General features: G+C 56.6%; 2 protein-coding genes. One reads left to right on the top strand and one right to left on the bottom strand.

The genetic code is table 11. The annotated features are described in order from the left end of the window. Nucleotides 1-142 precede the first annotated feature (142 nt). Nucleotides 143-1,579 carry an IS1182 family transposase gene (locus tag FE839_RS24475; protein WP_138363272.1) on the top strand — a complete coding sequence of 479 codons (1,437 nt, stop codon included), beginning with the start codon at nt 143-145 and terminating at the stop codon, nt 1,577-1,579. On the opposite strand, the gene FE839_RS24790 is transcribed toward FE839_RS24475, so the two are convergent. Continuing rightward, nucleotides 1,550-1,755, bottom strand: a 206-nt coding sequence (locus FE839_RS24790) for a hypothetical protein (protein ID WP_206665988.1), incomplete at its 5' end; no start/stop codon positions are given. The two genes, FE839_RS24475 and FE839_RS24790, sit on opposite strands and share 30 nt — an antisense overlap.

Genomic DNA, 1,755 nt, shown 5'->3' with positions numbered 1-1,755 from the left:
GGTCGGGGCTTCTCATCCCCCCCGGCGTGTGCGATATACAAAAAAGAGCCCGTACCTGGTACGTCAGACTGCTGACAAAGTCCTGGCTGAAAAGTCAGGACTTTGATCTAATAAGGTCAGTGCAATAAACGGACTGACCGCCATGCTCAGAGAACCCTCCCCACAGCAGTACCAGTTTGAAACCATCACCCTCGACGAACTCGTTCCCGGGGACCATCTGGTCCGCAAAATCGATGCCGTCATCGACTTTGAATTTATTCGCGATGCTGTGGCTCATCTCTACTGCCCCGATAATGGCAGGCCCGCCATTGACCCCGTCCGCCTGATTAAGATGATGCTGCTGGGCTACCTCTTCGGTATCCCCTCTGAGCGTCGCCTGGTCAAAGAAATCCAGGTCAACGTGGCCTACCGCTGGTTCCTGCGTATGGGCCTGACGGAGAAAGTCCCGGATGCTTCCACCCTCAGTCAGAACCGTATCCGCCGCTTTAACGGCAGCGATGTCTTCCGGCAGATTTTTGACCATATCGTGGAGCAGGCGCTGGGTCAGGGGATGGCTAATGGCCGGGTCCTCTATACCGACAGCACCCATCTGAAGGCAGATGCTAATCCGCGTAAAGCAGTGAATGAACTGCGCCCGGAGGGCGTCAGCGAATACTTCGCGGAGCTGAACGCCGCGGTGGAGGCCGACAGGAAACAGCACGAAAAAAAGCCGCTGCCCGGCGTAAAAAAGACGCCCGGAAGCGCAGCCGTCGTTAAGAACACCAAAGTGAGCACCACCGACCCGGAAAGCGGCTTCATGCACCGGGAAGGCAAGCCGAAGGGGTTCTTCTGGCTGGACCACCGGACGGTGGACGGGAAACACGGCATCATTATGGACACGCACGTGACGCCGGGTAATGTGCACGACAGCCAGCCGTTCATCGGGCGGCTGAAGCGCCAGACGGAGCGGTTCGGACTGGAGACGGTGGCGGTGGGCGTGGACGCAGGGTACTTCACGGCAGCGGTGTGTCATCTGACGCAGGAGACGGGCATCGCGCTGGTGCCGGGGTACCGGAGGCCAAATAAAGGACAGAATGAATACCAGAAAAAGCAGTTTACGTATGACCCACAGAAGGATGTGTATGTGTGTCCGGCAGGAGAGGAACTGAACTACGGCACGACAGACCGTAACGGGTACCGGCATTACCGGTCGGACAAAGCGGTGTGCGCGGAGTGCCCATGTCGGGCTAAATGCACAACAAACAGACAGATGCAGAAAACGATAACGCGGCACGTGTGGGAAGAGGCGAAAGAGAAAGCGAACGCGCTGCGGCTGACGAAATGGGGTAAAAAAGTGTACGCGAGGCGCAAGGAAACGGTGGAGAGAAGCTTCGCGGACGCGAAACAGCATCACGGTCACCGGTATGCACGGTTCCGTGGCCTGATGAAAGTGCAGATGCAGTGTCTGCTGGCGGCGACAGCGCAGAATATGAAGAAGTTGGCGCTTCTGGCGCTTTTTTACTGGCTGTTAATGGTGCAGAAAGGGCAGTCAGGAAGACCCGTAACGTCATCAGGATGGCAAAACGCCATGATGGGGTGATAAGCGAAAAAAATCGCGATCGCGACCTGTGGTCGCTACAAAAGAAGAACCCCATGCAAAAATATGGGGTTCGTCAGCAATCTGTGGCTGCCTGAAAGGGCAGCCTGTTGCTCCTTCGTCCCCGCTTTCTGCTACAATCTCCACCCCGTTCGAAGATTGAGCAAAATACTCCCATG

Source organism: Klebsiella indica, from assembly GCF_005860775.1.
GTDB lineage: Bacteria > Pseudomonadota > Gammaproteobacteria > Enterobacterales > Enterobacteriaceae > Klebsiella > Klebsiella indica.
This window is presented reverse-complemented; position numbering and strand designations above follow the sequence as displayed.

Coding starts and splice junctions, on each gene's coding strand:
- FE839_RS24475 (WP_138363272.1), top strand. CDS start 143: ATGCTCAGAGAACCCTCCCCACAGCAGTACCAGTTTGAAACCATCACC.